19 protein-coding genes are annotated in these 18,176 nt (G+C 37.8%); all 19 read right to left on the minus strand.

The window, feature by feature from the left end; genetic code table 11:
* Positions 1–19: 19 nt before the first annotated feature.
* Positions 20–793: a ribonuclease HII gene (locus tag ACQKNR_RS01810; protein ID WP_427314952.1), complete on the minus strand. Its 774-nt coding sequence runs from the start codon at positions 791–793 to the stop codon at positions 20–22.
* A gap of 51 nt (positions 794–844) precedes the next feature.
* Complete coding sequence (gene ylqF, locus ACQKNR_RS01815) at positions 845–1,735, minus strand: ribosome biogenesis GTPase YlqF (protein WP_427314953.1); 891 nt, start codon at positions 1,733–1,735, stop codon at positions 845–847.
* A gap of 20 nt (positions 1,736–1,755) precedes the next feature.
* Positions 1,756–2,307 (minus strand): signal peptidase I, encoded by a 552-nt coding sequence (gene lepB / locus ACQKNR_RS01820; protein ID WP_000711857.1) that lies wholly within the window; start codon positions 2,305–2,307, stop codon positions 1,756–1,758.
* 101 nt (positions 2,308–2,408) lie between these two features.
* Entirely contained in the window at positions 2,409–2,753 is a 345-nt protein-coding gene (rplS, locus tag ACQKNR_RS01825) for a 50S ribosomal protein L19 (protein WP_001186516.1), read from the minus strand.
* Between the two features lie 146 nt (positions 2,754–2,899).
* The gene (gene trmD, locus ACQKNR_RS01830) at positions 2,900–3,634 is read right to left on the minus strand and encodes a tRNA (guanosine(37)-N1)-methyltransferase TrmD (protein ID WP_427314954.1); all 735 of its coding nucleotides are present in this window, start codon (positions 3,632–3,634) and stop codon (positions 2,900–2,902) included.
* Entirely contained in the window at positions 3,634–4,149 is a 516-nt protein-coding gene (gene rimM / locus ACQKNR_RS01835) for a ribosome maturation factor RimM (protein ID WP_071718852.1), read from the minus strand. The genes trmD and rimM overlap by 1 nt, the downstream gene beginning before the upstream one ends.
* A gap of 121 nt (positions 4,150–4,270) precedes the next feature.
* The gene (locus tag ACQKNR_RS01840) at positions 4,271–4,498 is read right to left on the minus strand and encodes a KH domain-containing protein (protein ID WP_000737399.1); all 228 of its coding nucleotides are present in this window, start codon (positions 4,496–4,498) and stop codon (positions 4,271–4,273) included.
* Between the two features lie 14 nt (positions 4,499–4,512).
* Complete coding sequence (gene rpsP, locus ACQKNR_RS01845) at positions 4,513–4,785, minus strand: 30S ribosomal protein S16 (RefSeq protein ID WP_000268750.1); 273 nt, start codon at positions 4,783–4,785, stop codon at positions 4,513–4,515.
* A gap of 101 nt (positions 4,786–4,886) precedes the next feature.
* The gene (gene ffh / locus ACQKNR_RS01850; protein WP_427314955.1) at positions 4,887–6,236 is read right to left on the minus strand and encodes a signal recognition particle protein; all 1,350 of its coding nucleotides are present in this window, start codon (positions 6,234–6,236) and stop codon (positions 4,887–4,889) included.
* A gap of 12 nt (positions 6,237–6,248) precedes the next feature.
* Positions 6,249–6,581 (minus strand): putative DNA-binding protein, encoded by a 333-nt coding sequence (locus ACQKNR_RS01855; protein WP_000891061.1) that lies wholly within the window; start codon positions 6,579–6,581, stop codon positions 6,249–6,251.
* A gap of 133 nt (positions 6,582–6,714) precedes the next feature.
* Positions 6,715–7,704 carry a signal recognition particle-docking protein FtsY gene (gene ftsY, locus ACQKNR_RS01860; RefSeq protein WP_427314957.1) on the minus strand — a complete coding sequence of 330 codons (990 nt, stop codon included), beginning with the start codon at positions 7,702–7,704 and terminating at the stop codon, positions 6,715–6,717.
* 15 nt (positions 7,705–7,719) lie between these two features.
* Positions 7,720–11,289 carry a chromosome segregation protein SMC gene (gene smc / locus ACQKNR_RS01865; RefSeq protein ID WP_427314959.1) on the minus strand — a complete coding sequence of 1,190 codons (3,570 nt, stop codon included), beginning with the start codon at positions 11,287–11,289 and terminating at the stop codon, positions 7,720–7,722.
* Between the two features lie 148 nt (positions 11,290–11,437).
* Positions 11,438–12,175: a ribonuclease III gene (rncS, locus tag ACQKNR_RS01870; protein WP_029439599.1), complete on the minus strand. Its 738-nt coding sequence runs from the start codon at positions 12,173–12,175 to the stop codon at positions 11,438–11,440.
* A 59-nt stretch (positions 12,176–12,234) separates the two neighbouring features.
* Positions 12,235–12,468: an acyl carrier protein gene (acpP, locus tag ACQKNR_RS01875; RefSeq protein ID WP_000786062.1), complete on the minus strand. Its 234-nt coding sequence runs from the start codon at positions 12,466–12,468 to the stop codon at positions 12,235–12,237.
* A 69-nt stretch (positions 12,469–12,537) separates the two neighbouring features.
* The gene (gene fabG / locus ACQKNR_RS01880) at positions 12,538–13,278 is read right to left on the minus strand and encodes a 3-oxoacyl-[acyl-carrier-protein] reductase (protein WP_427314961.1); all 741 of its coding nucleotides are present in this window, start codon (positions 13,276–13,278) and stop codon (positions 12,538–12,540) included.
* Entirely contained in the window at positions 13,278–14,222 is a 945-nt protein-coding gene (gene fabD, locus ACQKNR_RS01885; RefSeq protein ID WP_427314962.1) for an ACP S-malonyltransferase, read from the minus strand. The genes fabG and fabD overlap by 1 nt, the downstream gene beginning before the upstream one ends.
* Positions 14,223–14,236: 14 nt before the next feature.
* Entirely contained in the window at positions 14,237–15,229 is a 993-nt protein-coding gene (gene plsX / locus ACQKNR_RS01890) for a phosphate acyltransferase PlsX (protein WP_193410013.1), read from the minus strand.
* Entirely contained in the window at positions 15,229–15,819 is a 591-nt protein-coding gene (gene fapR, locus ACQKNR_RS01895) for a transcription factor FapR (RefSeq protein ID WP_427314964.1), read from the minus strand. Before fapR ends, plsX begins: the two co-directional genes overlap by 1 nt.
* A gap of 90 nt (positions 15,820–15,909) precedes the next feature.
* The gene (gene recG / locus ACQKNR_RS01900; protein ID WP_427314966.1) at positions 15,910–17,958 is read right to left on the minus strand and encodes an ATP-dependent DNA helicase RecG; all 2,049 of its coding nucleotides are present in this window, start codon (positions 17,956–17,958) and stop codon (positions 15,910–15,912) included.
* Positions 17,959–18,176: the final 218 nt, after the last annotated feature.

An 18,176-nucleotide genomic window follows, 5' to 3' on the forward strand; every position in this document is an offset into this window, starting at 1 on the left:
TAAGCTGCATATTCGCAGCTTATTTTTGAATCATATCTTTAATTGGTGCAAACGATTTTCGATGTTCTTCTAATACTCCATGCGCTTTAATCGCTTCTAAATGTTGTTTTGTTCCATATCCCATATGTTGTTCAAATCCATATGCAGGATACTTTTCTCCAAGCTCTTTCATCATACGATCTCTCGTTACTTTCGCAATAATAGATGCAGCTGAAATTGAGACACTTTTCGCATCACCTTTAATGATGGATGTTTGCGGAATTGATGTAGGAAGTTTCATCGCATCAATTAATAAATATTCTGGCGCACAAGATAAATTCGCAACAGCATCTAACATCGCTTGCTTCGTAGCTTGATAAATATTTATTTCATCAATCACTTGTGGTGATACAATGCCAACTCCAATCGCAATCGCGTGTTCTTTAATTTCATCATAAAAACGCTCACGTTTCGCCTCACTCAGCTTTTTCGAGTCATTTAACCCTGGAATATAAAAATCTTCTGGAAGGACAACAGCTGCCGTCACGACAGGCCCAGCTAGCGGCCCACGCCCTACTTCATCTATACCTGCGATATATGTGAGCCCTTTTTCACGTAATGCAATCTCGTACCTGGACATTTCGAAAAACTTTTCTTTTTCTTTCTGCGCTAACTCTTTTTGTTTATGCCACTTCAAAATGAGCTTTTGTACCCCTTTTCGCTCGTCTTTCATTAATAGTTGAAAGCGGTCATCTTCTTCACTCATAATTTCTTGCAGTAAACGTTCCGCTTCTTGAATAGTCACTTTTTGCATTCATGCCACTCCCTTTATATACAAAAAAGAAAAGACGTACAAACGCACGTCTTATACTTCTTCTACTTTTTCTGCATCTTCTGTCTGCTCTGCAAACTCTTCTGGTGTTTCAAACGTCATTTTTCCAAGTTTTCCACCGCGAAGCTCACGAAGTACAAGCTCAGATGTCTTATCATAATCAATCATTCCGCCGCCCATTAAACAGCCTCTATTTTTTCCAATTGCATCGAATAATTTCACAATATCTTCTGGAATCTCATTTAAATTATATCGCTCTTTCAAACGTTCTGGATAATGCTTCTCCATAAAACGTAGTGCATAAACAGCAACATCTTGTAAATTTAAAATTGAATCTTTAATTGCGCCCGTTGTCGCTAATCGAAGACCTACTAATTGATCTTCAAATTTAGGCCATAAAATACCAGGTGTATCTAACAGTTCCATTTCTTTCCCAACCTTAATCCATTGTTGAGCTGTTGTCACACCAGGGCGATCTCCTGTTTTAGCAATATTTTTCTTCGCTAATTTATTAATTAACGTAGATTTACCAACATTTGGTATACCTACAATTAATGCACGAATCGCTCTCGGTCTAATACCTTTTGCAACCATTTTATCAAATTTTTCTTTCACCAACACTTTACAAGCCGCTGCAATTTCCTTCATACCTTGTCCAGCTTGCGCGTTAATTGAAATTGCCATATGGCCTTTTTCTTTAAAATATGCGATCCATTGCTTTGTTAAACGATCATCTGCCATATCCGCTTTATTTAAAACAACAAGCCTCGGTTTATGTGTAATAATCTCATCAATCATTGGATTTCGTGAAGATAAAGGTAATCGAGCATCTACAAGCTCAATTACAACATCAATTAACTTTAACTTTTCTGTTACTTGGCGTCTAGCCTTTGCCATATGTCCCGGGAACCATTGAATTACCATGTTGCCACCTTCTTTTTCTTTTATTTCACAATACGAGCATCTTTTAACGGCCAATATAGTATATTTGCTTTTCCAATCACTTGGTCCATTGAAATTGTACCAATAGAACGACTATCTTTACTAAAACGACGATTATCGCCTAAAACAAATAATTGACCTTCTGGAACAGTTTTCTTCCCTGTCATTTCTTCAAGAGTAAAATCATATGTAAGCGGTCCGTCAGCAATTTGTTTTTTCTGCTTGTCTAAATACGGCTCCTCATAAGCCTTTCCGTTAACATATAGTTTATCATTACGATACTCTATTTCATCGCCTGGTAGGCCGATAATGCGCTTAATATAATCTTTATCTTCCGTTGCTCGGAATACAATAATATCAAATCGTTTTGGATCTCCTATGTGATAACCAATTTTATTGACAATCATTCGATCGCGATCATGTAAAGTAGACGCCATCGATACTCCATCTACGAGAATTGGCGCAAAGAAAAACTGTCTAATAACACCAGCTAATACAACAGCAATCAAAATTGCTTTGATCCATTCCCAAAGTGAACTCTTTTCTTTCTTCATGCATTTCCCCTCCACGATTATGTAAGCTGCTCGTATTATATCAAAATTTTATATAGATTGGAAAAAGGGAGCTTGTGCATTTACAAGCTCCCATACATGTCTTATCGAATTTCTTTAATACGTGCTTTTTTACCGCGAAGGTTACGTAAGTAGTATAACTTAGCACGACGTACTTTACCACGGCGAAGTACTTCGATTTTCGCGATTCTTGGCGTGTGAACTGGGAATGTACGCTCAACACCTACACCGTAAGAAATCTTACGAACTGTGAATGTTTCACTGATTCCGCCACCACGACGTTTAATTACAACACCTTCGAAAAGCTGAATTCTTTCACGAGTTCCCTCAACAACTTTTACGTGTACACGTAAAGTGTCACCAGGACGGAATGAAGGAAGGTCAGTTTTTAATTGGCCTTTTGTAATTTCTGCGATTAATTGTTGCATATTAAATTCTCTCCTTTAAACAGATGCTCTTATAAAGTCTTAATAAATTACAGCGGAACATCGTTAATACGGCTACTGATTTCAGTAGCACAAATGTTATAATAGCATATTGCTAGGCCTGTTGCAATAGAAAATATATGAAGTTATTATTGCTCTCGCTTTATTTCCTCAAGCCATTTTTTCTCTTGCTTAGATAACTCTCTCTCTTCTAACAAATCAGGTCTACGCGTATACGTACGGCGCAAGGATTCCTTATGTCGCCATTCGTCAATGTTTTTATGATTCCCTGACATTAATACATCCGGTACCTTCATGCCACGAAAATCAGCTGGACGTGTATAATGAGGATGCTCTAATAAACCTGTACTAAACGAATCCTCCACTTGTGAGGCATGGTTTCCTAGCACGCCTGGTAAAAGACGTACGACACTATCAGTAATAACCATAGAGGCTAATTCTCCGCCCGTTAATACGTAGTCACCAATAGAAATCTCATCTGTTACGAGATGCTCGCGAATTCGTTCGTCATATCCTTCATAATGCCCACATACAAAGATCAAATGTTCTTCCTCTGCTAGCTCTTCCGCTTTCTTCTGCGTAAATCGTTCCCCTTGTGGACACATTAAGACAACTCTCGGCTTACGCTCTGTTTCTTTCGTTAAATCTTCCACAGCATCAAAAATAGGCTGAGGAGTAAGCACCATGCCAGCACCACCGCCATAAGGATAATCGTCTACGCTATTATGCTTACTCGTTGTATAATCACGAAAGTTAACAACACGAAGGTTTACCGCTTCTTTTTCTTGCGCCTTCTTTAAGATAGAAGATCCAAAAACACCGGTAAACATGTCTGGAAACAACGTTAAAATATCAATTTTCATTATAGCAGCCCTTCCATTACATGAATGGTTACTAATTTATTTTCAATGTTAACTTGAAGTACAACGTCATCAATATAAGGAATTAAGAGATCTTGGCCCTTTGGACGTTTAATCACCCAAACATCATTCGCACCAGGAGATAGTATCTCTTTAATTGTACCTAAAGCTTCTCCCTCTTCCGTTACAACGTTACAACCAATAATTTCATGATAGTAGTATTCCCCTTCAGCTAGTTCGCCTAACTGCTCTTCTGGTACTTTTATTAAAGAACCTTTAAACTTCTCTACTTCATCTACATTGTTGTATCCTTCAAATGTTAACAAATCAAATGTCTTATGTTGACGATGAGAAGTTACCTTCACTGGAAGATAGTCTGTACCTTTCTCATTCGATATATATAAAGTGTTTCCTACTTTATATCGCTCTTCCGGAAAATCAGTACGAGAAATAACACGAATTTCTCCTCTTACGCCATGAGTATTTACAATTTTCCCTACGTTAAACCATTTTGTCATAAATAGTATGTCACCCCTGGTTTCTATATAAATTAAGCATCTCCATTTCACATATGGAACATGCAATCTCTCTTTAAATGTTAAAAAAGGGAGAGGAAATAACTCCTCGCCCTTTTTACGTTTATTGAATTTCCAGTGTTACTTTTTCATCATTATGATGTCCCACTGAATACAAGAGCATTCGAATCGCTTTTGCAACTCTCCCTTGCTTTCCAATGACTTTTCCAACATCCTCAGGATGTACAGTTAATCGATACTTTATCTCTCCGTTGTAAAGTTCCTGTGTAACTTTTACATCTTCAGGATGATCGACAAGAGGCTTGACAATCGTCTCGACTAACTTCTTCATAGTCATTGCCTCAATTACTTACCTTGTTTAGATAAGTGGAATTTCTCCATGATACCTTGGTTAGAGAATAAGTTACGAACTGTATCAGATGGTTTAGCACCATTTCCTAACCATTTTAATGCTGCTTCTTCGTTGATCTTAACTTCAGCTGGTTGAGCAACCGGATTGTAAGTACCGATTTCCTCAATGAAACGTCCGTCACGAGGAGAACGAGAATCTGCAACAACTACACGATAGAAAGGAGTTTTTTTAGCTCCCATACGTTTTAAACGAATTTTAACTGCCATTTATAAAGCACCTCCGAATTTATTTCACACAGATAATTATATTAGCAAAAAGACTATTGCTTTGTAAAGTATTTTTTCTTAACAGAGCCATCTTTTTTTCCTTACATGAATGGAAACTTCAATCCACCTAGTCCTTTTTTCTTACCTTTTTGCATTCCAGTCATCGTCTTCATCATTTTTTTCATATCATCAAATTGCTTGATTAGACGATTGATTTCTTGTACCGTTGTACCGCTACCTTTGGCAATGCGCTTTTTACGACTAGCATTGATTATTTCCGGTTGTTCTCGTTCTAATTTAGTCATAGAACGAATAATTGCCTCAATATGCCCAATTTGCTTTTCATCAACTTGCGCATTTTTCAGCCCTTTAATTTTATTTGCACCAGGAAGCATTCCTAGCAATTCGTCAAGTGGTCCAAGTTGACGCACTTGTCCAAGCTGTTCTAAGAAATCGTCAAGCGTAAACGAAAGCGTACGCATTTTTTGCTCAAGTTCTTTTGCTTTCTCTTCATCAACTGTAGCCTGCGCTTTTTCAATTAATGTTAAGACGTCGCCCATCCCTAAAATACGGGATGCCATACGTTCTGGATGGAACGCTTCAATCGCATCTAATTTTTCACCCATACCAGCAAATTTAATCGGTGTGTTTGTTACAGCCTTAATAGATAATGCAGCACCACCGCGCGTATCACCATCTAATTTCGTTAATACAACACCCGTTAACCCTAACTGATCATGGAAACTTTGCGCAACATTTACCGCGTCTTGTCCCGTCATCGCATCGACAACAAGGAAAATTTCATCCGGTTTCGCAACTTCTTTAACCTTCGCTAATTCATCCATTAGTTCTTCATCAATATGCAGGCGACCTGCTGTATCGATTAAAACATAATCGTGATGATCTTCTTTTGCTTTTGCAATCGCTTGTTTCGCAATTTCAACAGGACTTACTTGATCTCCTAAAGAGAAAACAGGCATGTCCAATTGCTTCCCTAATGTTTCAAGCTGTTTAATTGCTGCTGGACGGTAAATATCCGCTGCAACAAGCATTGGTTTACGATTATGCTTTTTACGAAGCAAATTCGCAAGTTTACCTGTTGTCGTTGTTTTACCCGCACCTTGCAGACCAACCATCATAATAACAGTCGGTGGCTTATTAGCGACAGCAATTTTGCTTTGCTCTCCGCCCATAAGTTCTGTAAGTTCTTCCTGTACAACTTTAATTACTTGTTGTCCAGGTGTCAAACTTTTCATTACATCTTGTCCGACAGCACGCTCAGACACACGCTTTACAAAATCTTTCACTACTTTAAAGTTAACATCTGCTTCTAAAAGAGCTAGACGAACTTCTCTCATCATTTCTTTCACATCGGCTTCAGAAACTTTTCCTTTGCCGCGGATTTTTTGCATTGTCTGTTGAAGTCGGTCGGCTAATCCTTCAAATGCCATATTGCCGCCCTCCTAATCTAATTTTTCGATAGCTTCAACAACTTGTTTCATTTCTTCATTCACATGCTCTTCTTCGCTGATTAGCTGTTTTAGCTTTGCAACAAGTCGCTGTCGCTCTTGAAACTTTTGAAGTAATACTAATTTATCTTCATATTCTTCAAGCATCGCTTCAGTCCGTTTAATGTTATCATACACGGCTTGGCGACTTACATCAAATTCTTCCGCAATTTCACCAAGAGATAAATCATCTAGATAATAAAGCGACATATAACTTCTTTGTTTTTGCGTTAACAACGATTGATAAAAATCAAATAAATAGTTCATTCTCGTTGTTTTTTCGAGCATGTTGGATCATCCTTTGTTAAGTGATTTCCCTTTACATGAATTAGTTTACATGTAGTACAAAAGAGTGTCAAGTTTTTTTCTTAACATCGCTTATTTTTTATAGAAAAAGAAGCGGAAATACCGCTTCTTTCACTTATACTTCTTCTGCTTCTACTAAATTCGCGAATAAACCATACACGTATTGTTCTGGATCAAACTGTTGCAGATCGTCCATTTGTTCTCCTAGCCCAACAAATTTCACTGGAACGTCCATTTCGTTACGAATCGCTAATACGATACCACCTTTAGCAGTTCCATCTAACTTCGTTAAAACAATACCAGTAACATTCGTTGCTTCACGGAATGTTTTCGCCTGGCTTAAACCATTTTGTCCTGTTGTTGCATCAATAACAAGTAATACTTCATGAGGAGCTCCTGGTACTTCACGCTCGATTACACGCTTTACTTTCTCTAACTCTTTCATTAAGTTGACTTTATTTTGTAAACGCCCTGCCGTATCACATAATAATACGTCTACTTTACGCGCTTTTGCAGCTTGTACAGCATCGTACATAACTGCTGCTGGGTCAGAACCGGATCCTTGTTTAATTACTTCTACCCCAACACGATCGCCCCATACTTCTAATTGTTCAATTGCGCCTGCACGGAATGTATCTCCTGCTGCCAATAGGACAGACTTACCTTCTGATTTAAATTTATGTGCCAGTTTACCAATTGTCGTCGTTTTCCCTACACCGTTAACACCTACAAATAAAACAACTGTTAATTGGTTCTCTTGCACATTAATTTCATTACTAAAGTCGCTGTCACCTTTATAAATTCCCACCAATTTTTCAGAAATAACAGCTTGTACTTCTTTCGGATCTTGAATATTACGACGTTGTACTTCTTCTTTCAACTGATCGATTAATTCCATTACTGTCGAAACACCAACGTCTGCACCGATTAAAATTTCTTCTAACTCTTCGAAGAAATCTTCATCTACTTTACGGTAACGATACACTAAATCATTCACTTTATCCGCAAATGAATTTCTCGTTTTTTCTAATCCTTGTTTAAATTTCTCTGTAACTGTATCCGTTTGTTTTGAAATTTTTTCTTTTAGTTTTTTAAAAAAGCTCATACTTTCCCATCCTTCCTATTTACTTGTAACAAGTTCTTCCCCATCATCTAAACGAACCGAAACAAGTTTAGATACCCCTGATTCTTGCATTGTTACACCATACAATACATCAGACTCTTCCATTGTACCTTTTCTATGTGTAATTACAATAAACTGCGTCTCATCACTAAATTTCTTTAAATACTGTGCAAAACGAGCTACATTTGCCTCATCAAGGGCCGCCTCTACCTCATCTAGTACACAGAATGGGACTGGGCGCACTTTTAAAATACCAAATAAAAGTGCAATTGCCGTTAAAGCACGCTCTCCACCTGAAAGTAAACCTAAGTTCTGTAACTTCTTCCCTGGCGGTTGCGCTACAATATCAATACCCGTATTTAATAAATCCTCTGGATTGGTCATTACTAAATCCGCTCTACCGCCTCCAAATAATTCAGAGAATACCGATTGAAACTCCATTCGAATTCCTTCAAACGTAGTAGAAAAGCGTTTTTTCATTTCTTCATCCATTTCGGTAATAAGTTGGTGCAATGTCGTTTTCGCTTCTTCTAGGTCATCTCTCTGCTCTAGTAAGAATGTATGACGCTCCGCTACACGTTCGTATTCATCAATTGCCCCCAAGTTTATTGTACCTAACTCTTCTATGGATAATTTGATTAATTTTACTTTCTTACGTGCATCTTCTGCAGGCATTGTCATTGTATATTTTAGTTTTGCTGCTTCAAATGAAATCGTATATGTTTCACGTAAATGTTGTAATCTATTTTCCAACTCTACATCAAGTCGGTTTATTTTCACTTCTTGATCTTTTAACATCTCAAGAATATATTTATGTTTACCTGTCGTTTCTTTCAGATCGCGCTCTAAATGTTCTATTCTCTCTTGCAACGATACACGTTGTTCACGACGAGAGCGAATTAACTCTGAAGTTTGATTACGATCATATGCTTTCTTCTCAATCATATTCGTAATTTGTTCTTCACCACTTGAATTAGATGTCATTTCTTGTTTTAAGAACGCTAAATCCTCTTTCGTTTTTACAAGCGTTGCATCCGTTTCTTCTTTTTCCTTCGTCAATCGTTCAACTTTTTCTTTTTGATTAGATAAGCGTTGTTGCTTTTCAGCTGCCAGCACTTTTAACTCAGTAATTTCTTTTTGAACTTTTTCTTTCGAAGAATGTTGCTCACTTTTTTGTTTTGTTAAAGCGATTATTTTATTATCTAATTCAGAAATATCAGCTTGAAGGTTCGTTAAAATCCCTTCTAACTCCCCTTTACGTCCTTGTATTTTTACTCGATCTTGTAAAAATCCTTCAATCTCTAAATCATAAATAGATAAGCGATCATTGATACGATGTTCTTCTAATTCTAAACGATTAATCTCTTCTCTTAATTTCTGCTCATCTACACGCTCTGCTTCTACACCTTGTCGTAATTCGCGTATTTTCACTTCTTTTTCTTGAATCTCTTGTTTTACTGCTCTAACAAAGTTTTCTAACTTCATTGTTTTTTCTTCCATATCAGTTAACTTGCTAGTCCACTCTTCTAGTTCACGTTGACGTCCTAATAAAGAAGATTTTGCTTGTTTTACCGCTCCACCAGTCATAGAACCGCCAGGATTCACTACGTCGCCTTCAATTGTTACAATGCGATAACGGTATTGCAGTTGTTTCGCTAACTCATTTGCTCCGCGTAAATCTTTCGCAACAATAACGGTACCTAGTAAATTTGATACTACATTTTCATATTTATTGTTGTACTGCACAAGTTCTGCCGCCACACCTACAAACGATGGGTGTTGATTTACAATACGTAATTGTTCAAATGACAACGATCTACTTTTAATAACAGCTCGCGGTAAAAACGTTGCACGTCCATGTTTATTTTGCTTTAAAAATGCTATCGCATTACGAGCATGTTCCTCTGTTTGTACAACGATATGCTGCATTGCTGCACCTAGAGCGATTTCCATTGCAACTTCATATTCTTTCGGTACCGTTAACAGTTCCGCAACAGCACCCTCGATACCTTGCAACCTATTTTCTCTAGCCTTCAATACTTCACGTACACCTTGATAGAAGCCAGAATAATCTTCTTGCATCTCTTCTAGCATTTCTTTTCGAGAACGTGCCTGTTGTACAAATTGATATGCTTGATACAGTTTTGTTTCATTTTCACTATACTGCGCCTTACATTTCCCAAGCGCCGCTTCTGTCTTCTGTATGTTCGAGAGAATACCAGCTACTTTTCCTTTCACTTGTTCGTAACTTTCTACAAGTTTCGTCTTTTTCGCTGTAATTTCCATACGCATTTCTACATATTTCGCATTTTCTTCATCTAGGCGCTCGTTTTTAGACGTTTGCTGTTTAGATTGTTCTTCAATCATAGATAATTCATTACGATGACTAGCTTGTTGATTTAAAAGTTCAATATAATCACCTTTTAAATTCTCAATCTGTTCCTCTAAATTGTCAGCAAAAGTAGCAAATAGTTGCTCATTATCATGCAACTTTTGCTCCAACTCTTTTACTTCATTCACAAATTGCATTAAAGCTTCTGTACATGATTCAATTTCACCATCATAACTTTTAGCTTTCTCTGTTAATTCAACAATTAACTGCTCAAGTTGTGCACAATGCGTCGTAGCATTTTGCTTCCTTTCTTTTAACAACTCACGCTGCCCTTCTAATTTTTCTAACTCTTTACTAGAAAGAAGAAGAACTTCTTGTAAGGAGTCTACAGACTCATCGACCGCTTGTAATTGTCCACGTAATTCCTCAAGTTCTTCTTCACTTTCTTGTAAGTTCGTCGACATTTTAGCTTCTTCGTTTTTATTATGCCCAAACTGATTTCGAAGCGCTTCCCATTTCTCATGTAATTCTTCAATTTCATGTACAATAAGCGCCGCTTCTACTTTTTCTAATTCTTCTTTTTTCTCAAGATAATCTTTCGCAATAGAAGCTTGTCTTTCTAACGGCTCTACTTGACCACTTAATTCGTGAATAATATCTTGTACACGATTTAAGTTTTCTTGTGTTTCTGCTAATTTTCCTTCCGCTTTCTTTTTACGAAGCCTGTATTTCAATACACCTGCCGCTTCTTCAAATACACCACGACGTTCTTCTGATTTACTACTTAAAATCTCTTCGACTTTCCCCTGACTAATAATAGAGAAAGCTTCTCTCCCCATACCAGAGTCCATAAATAAATCGATAATATCTTTCAATCTACAAGATTGTTTATTGATATAGAAATCACTATCACCTGAACGAGATACACGGCGCGTTACACACACCTCGTTATATTCAATCGGTAAACGTTGGTCTTCATTATTTAAAGTTAATGTAACTTCAGCAACATTAACCGCTCTTCTCGTATCACTGCCGGCAAAAATAATATCCTCCATCTTTGCACCACGTAATGACTTTGCAGATTGTTCACCAAGTACCCAGCGAATTGCATCGGTAATATTACTCTTTCCGCTCCCGTTAGGTCCGACTACAGAAGTTACACCTGGGACAAAATCGACAGATACACGCTCAGCAAAAGATTTAAATCCCGCTATTTCTAATCTTTTTAAAAACACGAAAGGCCTTCCTCCTATTCTCCGTTGTTATAAACGTTGTCTGTACGAAAACAATTTATTATACGGATTTACCCTCCTTTTATTTATAAAATAAAAGGAAAGTTTCATTCTATGCATAAGGAATCCCCCTCATTCAAAGGGGGATTCCTTATAGTTGTTCTTTTAATTTTTTCAATGCTTCTGCAGCAGCTTGTTGCTCTGCTTCTTTTTTTGACTTACCACTACCAAGACCTAATGCCACATTATTTAACGTAACACGTGACACAAATTCTCGGTTGTGGGCCGGTCCTTTTTCTTGCAAAATTTGATACTCAATATTACCGCTACCATCACGCTGAATCAATTCTTGTAATTGACTCTTATAATCCATCACATGAGAAAAAGCACCTTCATTAATTTTCGGATATACAATTTCTTTTAAGAATCCCCAAACTGTTTCTAGCCCTTGATCAAGATAAAGGGCACCAATAAACGCTTCAAAGACATCCGCTAATAAAGCTGGTCGTTCACGTCCACCCGTCATTTCCTCACCTTTCCCTAATAAAACAAGGTTACCAAATGACAATTCGTTTGCAAAACGAACAAGAGATGGTTCACATACAATAGCTGCACGTAGTTTTGTTAACTCTCCTTCGCTCATTGTCGGATATTTTTGAAACAGATACTGTGATACAGTGAGTTCCAATACAGCATCTCCAAGAAACTCAAGACGCTCATTGTCCTCATGTGGTTTTTTTCGATGCTCATTCACATACGATGAATGCGTAAATGCTTGAATCAATAATTTTTCATCTGTAAACGTAATACCTATCTTTTCTTGAAACACTTTAAAAGCTTCACGATATTTTGTTTCGTATTTTTTTTCTCTATATTTTCGGTACGGCATAGGTCCCTCCAGATATAAGCCGAGAAAGCCCCGCTAAAAAACGGGACTTCACTCAAACATTATAGATGACTCTCTATGTAAGTCACAGCATCGCCAACAGTAGCAATCTTTTCAGCATCTTCATCAGAAATTTCCATTTCGAATTCATCTTCTAATTGCATCACAAGTTCTACTACATCTAGGGAGTCTGCTCCTAAATCTTCTTTGAAACTTGCAGCTGGTACCACTTCAGTTTCTTCTACTCCTAAACGATCAACGATGATTTTTGTTACACGCTCTAAAACATCTGCCATTCCATTCACCTCCCCTCAAATATTATATTAAATATTGTCCAAAAAAACTAGGTGAAATCGATTCTTTTATTACATTACCATACCGCCATCAACATTTAACGTTTGACCAGTAACATATTTGCTTTGATCAGAAGCAAAAAATGTTACTGCATTTGCGATATCTTGCGCTTCACCAAACTGAGCAGTAGGAATAACTTTTAACATTTCAGCTTTTATATTTTCATCTAATACATCCGTCATATCAGTCGCAATAAATCCAGGAGCAATTGCATTTACAGTAATATTTCGGCTTGCTAATTCTTTCGCTGATGTTTTTGTTAATCCAATTACACCTGCTTTAGCAGCAACATAGTTTGCTTGCCCTGGATTTCCTATAACACCAACAACAGAAGCAATATTTATTATTCTACCTTGACGTTGACGCATCATATAACGAGATACTGCTTTTGTACATAAGAATACACCTTTTAAGTTTGTATTAATAACTGTATCCCATTCTTCTTCTTTCATACGCATTAATAAATTATCTTTTGTTACACCAGCATTATTTACAAGAATATCAACTTGTCCAAATGTATCTACTGTTTGTTTCACCATATTTGTAACATCATCAGCATTTGCAACATCTGCTCTTACTGCAATTGCATCCGAACCTAATTTCTTAATTTCATCTACTACTTCATTTGCTTTTTGTTCATTACCGGCATAATTCACTACTACATTTGCCCCTTGTTTCGCTAAATCAATCGCAATCGCGCGACCAATCCCACGTGAAGCACCAGTTACTAATGCTATTTTCCCTTTTAACATCAGTTTTCTCCTCTCAAATTTGAAATGGTATCTTTTAATGTCTCTTCATCGTATATCGCATATGCTTTCACTGATGAATCAATTGACTTCATAAGTCCAGCAAGTACTTTTCCAGGTCCAATTTCAATAAATGTATCTACCCCTTGATTCACCATATACTCAATAGACGGGTACCATAATACAGGCGAATAGAGCTGTTCGATTAACTTTTCTTGAATGTCTGCACCACGTGTAATAACATTTGCCGTAACATTTGCGATAACAGGAATATTCGTGTCTTGAATTGTAATTTCATTTAAAACACTTTGGAATCTCTCCGCTGCCGGCTTCATAAGTGAAGAATGGAACGGCCCACTTACTCTTAGCGGAATTGCTCTCTTTGCACCGTTTTCTTTCGCTCTTTGAGAAGCAATCTCTACTCCTTGCTTCGTTCCAGAAATCACAATTTGCTTCGTGCTATTCATATTAGCGATTTGCACTGCATATCCTTCACTTGTTACTTCTTCTGTAACTTGTTTCAGCATATCAGGGTCAGCACCTAAAATAGCCGCCATTGCGCCTTCTCCGCCAGGTACAGCTTCTTCCATATATTCGCCACGTTTCCTTACAGCATATACAGCATCTTCAAAAGTTAATGCACCAGCTGCTACAAGAGCGCTATATTCACCTAAACTATGTCCAGCGACAAAGTCAGGTGTAATATCATACTCTTTCAGAGCTGTCAAAATAGCAAAACTCGTTGTTAATAACGCAGGCTGCGCATTTGTCGTTAATGTAAGCTTTTCCTGCGGCCCTTCAAAAATCACTTCCGAAAGTGAATCTTGCAACACCTCATCTGCTTTTGCAAACACTTTTGCAACCTCTTTATTATTCTCTGCTAACTGTTTACCCATTCCAACTGCCTGTGAACCTTGGCCCGGAAAAAGAAATGCTAGTTTTCCCATTTCAAATCCTCCTCTTATTGGAGTGACTCTTTCTCCATTACGCTTGAAATCGTAGGAATTACTTCTTTCGCTACCATTTCTCTCGTTTGACGAATCGCACTAAATATCGACTGGTCATTGGAAGAACCGTGAGCCTTAATGACAGGAGCTTTCAATCCGAATAACGCCGCTCCGCCATACTCCGAATAATCCATTTTATCTTTTAATACCATAAGTTTTGGTTTTAATACCGCTGCTGCTAATTTACTCGTAAACGAACTCATTAGTTGCTCTTTCAACATAGAGAATAACGCAAGTGCTGTTCCTTCTAATGATTTCAACGCCACATTACCCGTAAAACCATCACATACAACAACGTCTGCTACACCTTGCAATAAGTCTCTTGATTCAACGTTTCCAACAAAATTAATTGGCGCATCTTTAAGCATTGCAAAGACTTGTTTCGAAAGCTCGTTACCTTTTCCATCTTCTGTTCCAACGTTTAAAAGTCCGACACGTGGATTCTTAATGCCTCTTACTTTCTCAGCGTAAACAGAACCCATTACTGCATATTGATATAAATGAATTGGTTTTGCATCAACGTTTGCCCCAACATCTAACATGACAAAGCCTTCTCCATCAACAGTAGGCATTGTAGGTGATAAAGCAGGTCGCTCAATTCCTTCCATACGACCAACAACAAACAATCCAGCTGCCATTAAAGCCCCTGTACTACCTGCTGATATACAAGCATCCGCTTCACCATTTTTCACTTGCTGCGCCGCCAGTACCATTGAAGCTTGTTTTTTTCGACGAACGGCTCTTACTGGTTCATCTGTCGCTTCAATTTTTTCGTCTGTATGAAGAATTGTAATTCGCTCTTCACTCGTTAAGTATTGACGAATTTCTTCTTCTTTCCCTACTAACGTAATATGTATATCTGAATATTCCTTAATAGCTTTCATTGCCCCTAATACTACAGCCTTTGGAGCATGATCGCCGCCCATTGCATCTATTGCGATTTTCATTAGTTGTTACCTTCCTCACTATAATTACTAGATCGATACATTTCAAAAGTGCCTGTAAAAACAAGTTCTTCTCCAGCAAAGCTACGCACTTTGACAACCGTCCGTCCCTTATCATTCTCTACATCTTCAACGCGCGCTTTTGCAACAACACGCTCTCCTAATTTTACAGGACGAATGTATCGAATGGTAGACTTTGCAGTTAAAGCTAATTCTTCATCAATAACCGCAACAGCTAGTGAGTTTGCTTGCGCAAACAAATGATGCCCACGAGCAATTTGATTTCTTTTAAATACGTGTTCTACCTTTACTTCAAAGATAGAAATCGCATGTCTATCTAACTCTATATCGATAATTTCTCCGACAACCTCTTCTAACGGTAAAGATTTCACATCTTCTTCATGTTGCTTTGTAGCTACATGTTTAATTCTCTCTCTTAATTCAGGAATAGACAATTCCATACGATCAAGGCGTACAGTTTGTATACTCACTTGAAATTTTTCTGCTAAATCTTCATCCGTAATAAAAGGATTCGTTTCTATTGTTTGTTGTAATAACTCTTGTCTTTCTTTTTTACTTCTTCTTTTTTTCATACCGCACCATCCATTTTTTATGACTAGGTACTAACAGTAGTATATAATCATTAAAAGTAGAATGCAACAAAAATTTTTCGTTACCTACCTTTAATCGAGCTTCTCTCCTTGGAACACACCTGTCCCATCAAGATACGTACGTAAGGCAGCATACTGATCGTTGTGCCAAAACGCTTCTGAATCTACTAGTATCGCCGCATCTTGCCTTGCTGTTTCTAATGCTCGATAATCATGTACCATATCAGCAACCTTAAATTCTGGTAAACCACTTTGCTTACTTCCAAAGAAATCCCCAGGACCTCGTAACTCTAAATCTTTTTCTGACAATACAAACCCATCATTTGTTTCAGTCATAATGCGCATTCTCTCTTTTCCTGTTTCTGATTTAGGGTCCGCTATTAATAAACAATATGATTGTTCACTTCCACGTCCAACACGCCCCCTGAGCTGATGGAGCTGCGATAAACCGAAACGCTCTGCATCGTAAATAACCATCACAGTCGCATTCGGTACGTTGACACCTACTTCAACAACTGTTGTCGACACAAGAATTTGCACTTTATTTTCACTAAATTGTCCCATTATCTCTTCTTTTTCCTGAGAAGATAACCTTCCATGCATTAACCCCACTTGACATTTCCCTTGATAATGATGGGTCAACATACTATGTAAGTCGATAGCATTTTGTACATCAAGTTTCTCAGACTCTTCAATAAGAGGGCAAATAACATATGCTTGTCTTCCTTTTTTGATCTCTTTCTCCACAAAATCGAGAACGCGATCTAACATATCATGTTTTGCCCAATACGTTTCAATTACCTTTCTACCAGCTGGCATTTCATCAATAATAGAAACATCCATCTCTCCAAATGCAGTAATTGCTAACGTACGCGGAATTGGTGTCGCTGTCATAAATAATACATCAGGACTTTCACCTTTCTCCCTCAAAACCCGGCGCTGCGCTACACCAAATCTATGTTGTTCATCAGTAATAACGAGACCTAACCTATGAAATATAACTTCATCCTGAATTAAAGCATGCGTTCCAACAAGGATATCTATTTCTCCCTGTTCTAATTTCGCCAAAATCTCCCGGCGTCTCGCACCTTTAACAGAACTTGTTAACAATTCAACCTTCATACCAAAATGTGAAAATGTTTCAGCAAGCGACTGATAATGTTGTTCGGCTAAAATTTCTGTAGGAACCATTAAAGCACCTTGGTAACGAGCTAATTTCGCCGCATAAAGAGCGATCGCAGCGACAACCGTTTTCCCGGAACCAACGTCACCTTGCAAAAGTCGATTCATCCGATAAGGAGATGTCATATCTTTTAAAATTTCATCCACAACCCGGCGTTGCGCACCCGTTAATGGAAACGGAAGTGCATCGATAAATTCTTGTAATTCTACTGACGAAATTTCTTTCTTCGTCCCTTTCGAATTCTCTCTTTCCATTTTCCGTAATGTTTGCATTTTCAGCTGAAACAGGAAAAATTCCTCGTATACAAAACGGCGACGAGCTTGCTTTAAATCTTCCTGTCCTACCGGAAAATGCAACGCTCGAAGCGCTTCATAACGTGGTAATAATTTATATCGACTTAACAAACCATCCGGTAACACTTCTACTATAGAATCCCCATACTCCTTTAACGCTTGGGCAATAAAACGGCGCATCTGTTTTACTGTAAGTTTCCCTTTCACAGAGTATACAGGCTCTACTTCTTGTTGACGTACAACCGGTCCAAAATGAAGCTCTGATACAGCGATTGTTTGACGATGTTGATCCCATTTACCAGTAATCGTTACCGTTTCATCTAGCTTTAGCTTTTGCTTATAGTAAGGTCTATTAAAACATACAGCCGTAATTAAATAACGACCGACGAGAACACGAACTGTAAGACGCGACTTCTTCTTCCCATAATATTGCAGTAAAGGCGCACTATGAACCTTCCCCTCAACTGTTACACGCTCATCATGCTTTACTTCAGCAAGATCTTTCATCGCATAATCTTCATAACGGTACGGAAAATGTTCTAATAGATGAGAAACTGTATAAATTCCCATCTCATGTAGTAAGTCAGATGTTTCTCCTCCGATTCCCTTTACATCCGTAACAGGAACTTGTACAACTTCATTCAAGATTCTCACGCTCCGTCACATTATTTTCTTTGTTGCACTCTATTTGAGTATCACTTAACATCTGTAATCGCTCTCTTTCACCTTATATATTCTATCATAGGCATTCTAAGAGAAACTACTCAAATCCCTCAATGAAACAAGTAAAAAAAGAGCCTCACTATTAGCAGCAAGGCTCTTTTCTTTCTTCAATATGCTAGCCTTTTGAATAAAAACTAGTA

The sequence above is a fragment of the Bacillus sp. NPDC094077 genome (assembly GCF_050279465.1).
Taxonomy (GTDB): domain Bacteria; phylum Bacillota; class Bacilli; order Bacillales; family Bacillaceae_G; genus Bacillus_A.